Origin of the sequence: Ilyobacter sp. (assembly GCF_041583315.1) — a bacterium.
Lineage (GTDB): Bacteria > Fusobacteriota > Fusobacteriia > Fusobacteriales > Fusobacteriaceae > Ilyobacter.
In genome coordinates this window covers 1-3105 of record NZ_JBFHGC010000354.1, presented here as the reverse complement: position 1 = coordinate 3105, position 3105 = coordinate 1, and the positions used below count along the sequence as shown (strand labels likewise).

5 protein-coding genes are annotated in these 3105 nt (G+C 36.1%); all 5 read right to left on the bottom strand.

The genetic code is table 11. The annotated features are described in order from the left end of the window. Nucleotides 1-434 (bottom strand): rubrerythrin (gene rbr, locus ABZA26_RS11265; protein ID WP_372714624.1); only part of this gene is annotated, 434 nt, incomplete at its 3' end. Between the two features lie 16 nt (nt 435-450). Next, nucleotides 451-960, bottom strand: coding sequence for a ferritin (locus tag ABZA26_RS11260; RefSeq protein ID WP_372714623.1), 510 nt, complete (start codon nt 958-960; stop codon nt 451-453). 128 nt (nt 961-1088) lie between these two features. Continuing rightward, complete coding sequence (locus ABZA26_RS11255) at nt 1089-1508, bottom strand: Fur family transcriptional regulator (RefSeq protein ID WP_372714622.1); 420 nt, start codon at nt 1506-1508, stop codon at nt 1089-1091. A 164-nt stretch (nt 1509-1672) separates the two neighbouring features. Beyond that, nucleotides 1673-2122: a GNAT family N-acetyltransferase gene (locus ABZA26_RS11250; protein ID WP_372714621.1), complete on the bottom strand. Its 450-nt coding sequence runs from the start codon at nt 2120-2122 to the stop codon at nt 1673-1675. A 20-nt stretch (nt 2123-2142) separates the two neighbouring features. After that, nucleotides 2143-2874 (bottom strand): tRNA pseudouridine(38-40) synthase TruA, encoded by a 732-nt coding sequence (gene truA / locus ABZA26_RS11245; RefSeq protein WP_372714620.1) that lies wholly within the window; start codon nt 2872-2874, stop codon nt 2143-2145. Nucleotides 2875-3105: the final 231 nt, after the last annotated feature.

Sequence of the window (3105 nt, the reverse complement as noted above, 5' to 3'; positions counted from 1 at the left end):
TTTTTTTCTATATTTCCGGCTAATTTTAAATATCTGTTTTCATGTTCTACTTCTACTCTTGATATAAGTCTAAAAACAGCAGCAACTTCAGGGAAACCTTCTTCCTGAGCTATTTTTCCAAAAGTAGGATAAAGCTCAGTATGCTCCTCATGTTCTCCTGCAGCAGCCATTTTAAGATTTTGAAGAGTGTTCCCCACATAACCTGCAGGGTATGCTGCATCTATCTCCAAGTTATCCCCTCTGTCAAGAAAAGAGAAAAACCTCCTGGCGTGCTCTTTTTCATTTTCGGCAGTTTCTAGGAAAAGTTCTGCTATCTGCTCGTACCCTTCTTCTTTGGCTCTTTCAGCAAAAAAAGTATACCTCATTCTTGCCTGGGATTCCCCTGCAAAAGCTTTTAAAAGATTTTTTTCAGTTTTCGTTCCTTTGATTGACATTCACGACCTCCTTGAATTACGCTTCTTGAGTAGCATCAACAAATGTTCTTGCCATCAGTTCCCTGTCGATCATAAAAAGACCGGCACCTTTACCTTCTATCATCTTCAACTGCTCTAGTAACCCTTGAGCTGTAGCTTCCTCTTCTACCTGTTCTTTTACAAACCACTGCAGCATATTTGTCGTAGCGTGATCTCTCTCTTCATAGCTTATATCTACGATGCTGTTTATAGAATCAGTTATAAATTTTTCGTGGTCGCAAGTTTCCTCAAAAACCTCAATAACATCTTTCCACTCTAATTTTACTTCATCAATAGGTCTGAGCTTTGCTCTTCCCCCTCTTTCCATTATATAATCAAATATTTTCATTCCGTGGCTTATCTCTTCCTGGTACTGAACTCTCATGAAGTTTGCAAAACCATTTAAATTCTTTTCTGAAAAATAAGCATTCATTGACAGGTAAAGATATGCAGAATAAAATTCTTTGTTTACTTGTTCATTAAGTGCATCTTCTACTCTTTTGTTCATTAGATTTACCCCCGTAGTTTTATTTATATCTCTAAGATTCCAGAGATTATTATGTTTTTTTAGATTTGATGTATTAAAACTATCTGCTTATACATTGGCATAAATGAAGCTTAAAAATTAAAAAGGAATTAAGAATTTTTTAAACATTCTTCACATATTCCTTTGAAATAAAGGTGGTGCTCATTTATTTGGAATTTGTCTAGGCTGCTTATATCTATTTTTTTAGTATCTATGTCAATATCATAGACCTTGCTGCATTTTTCGCATTTAAAATGACCGTGAATATCCACATCAGCATCATACCTTGTTTCATTTTCCTCTATCACAATAACCACTGCTATATTTTTCTCTACAAATAGATTTAGTGTGTTGTAAACTGTAGTTTTAGAGAGAGTGGGTATTTCTTGAGATAATGACCTGTAGATAGTATCTACAGTGGGATGATTCCTGTGTGTAATCAGGTAGTCAAATATTTTCATTCTTTGATATGAGGGTTTTATATCGTGGCTTTTAAGGTACGCCCCTATATCCTCAACATGTAATTTCATAAAAAACCTCCCTCTTTAAGTTACTGCCACCAAATCCATTTTACAAAAATGTAACCGTTCCACTATTGATGATATACTAGTTATAAAAAGATGTCAAGAAAATATAACACCGCTAGGAGAGATTAGTAATTTATACTCTGATTCTATATCATTTCCTTTGTATTTCAGATAATTTTTTTGATCATATAAAATCGGTCTATTCCTTCTCCATATTCACTCTTTTGAACATTTTCCAGGATATAACCGATTTTTTTGTAAAGGCCTACAGCACGGCTGTTTTCAGGATCTACAGTAAGGCTTATTCTTTCCATTCCGTTTTCTATGAAGTATTTTGTGCTTTTATCAATAAGCTCTTTTGCACAGCCCTTACCCCAAAATTCCTTTCTGGTAGAGACTCCGTAAAGATATACCTCTTTTGAGTCAAATTTGTGAATGAACTCTATGGCACTGACCACAAGGTCTCCTTCCATCAAAACAAAAACCTTACCGTATCTCACAAGAGGTTTCAGAGTCCATATATCAACACCCCCGTTGGCACCGAAGGTTGCCTTTTCAAGATCCAGTATTCCCTTTATTATCTCTGTATCATCTCCGTGAACCTCTATAAATTTCATTCTTACACCTCTTTAAAATTTTAATATTCTATATCACAAAGATACAGTCCTGATCCGTCTGCTACAATTTTTTCTTCCTGGCTGTCTGGATTTTTAAGTTTGCTGATGAGATAATTTTTAGGTTTTTTACCAAAATATACAGCAAGGGCCGTCCCCATTATTATCCTTATCTGAGATTTCAAAAAGGCGTTCCCTTTTATATACACCGCTATCTTATTTTTCCCTTTCGGGTAACATCTTATTTCGGAGATCTCCCTGACTGGACTCTTGCCGGAGCAGTCCGTTAGCCGAAAGCCTTCGAAGTTGTGTCTGCCCACAAGGGGTTCAAGGATCTCTTGCAATTTTTCCCAGTTAACTTCCTCTTTCACAAGGGAGACATATTTTGTCTCAAATGCCGTCCTGTCCCATCCCATGATATACTCGTAAGCCCTGGATTTGGCAGAAAAACGTGCGTGAAACTCCTCTGGCATGTACTCCATGCTGTGTATCCTTATATCCCCTGGAATAATATTTTTTACTGCAAACTCCAGCCTGTCCAAAGGGATCTTTGAAGAGGTAAAAAAATTTGACACCTGCATATAGGCATGTACTCCTCTGTCTGTTCTACCAGAAGTGGTAAGATTTACATCTTCCTTTAATACTATCTTCAGGGCGGACTCTATCTCCCCCTGGACAGTTCTGGCATCTGGCTGTCTCTGAAAGCCGAAAAAACCGCTTCCGTCATATTCAAACTCTATTTTTATATTTTTCATCATTTTCCTCCGGAATTTCCAGCACTATTAAAACCCGCTAAGAGCCGGTTAATATGTGGGAAATAGATTTTACCAGTTTATTTATGTGCTTTAAAGTTTTTTTGATTTTATTCAGAAAGCTTTTTGTTATCTATTAATTAATTTATTTGAAAAAATCAAAGCTTCCGGCACTGATCTGCACTCATTATATCATATTTTCCAAATCATCCAATTTACCTTTAAATTTATGAA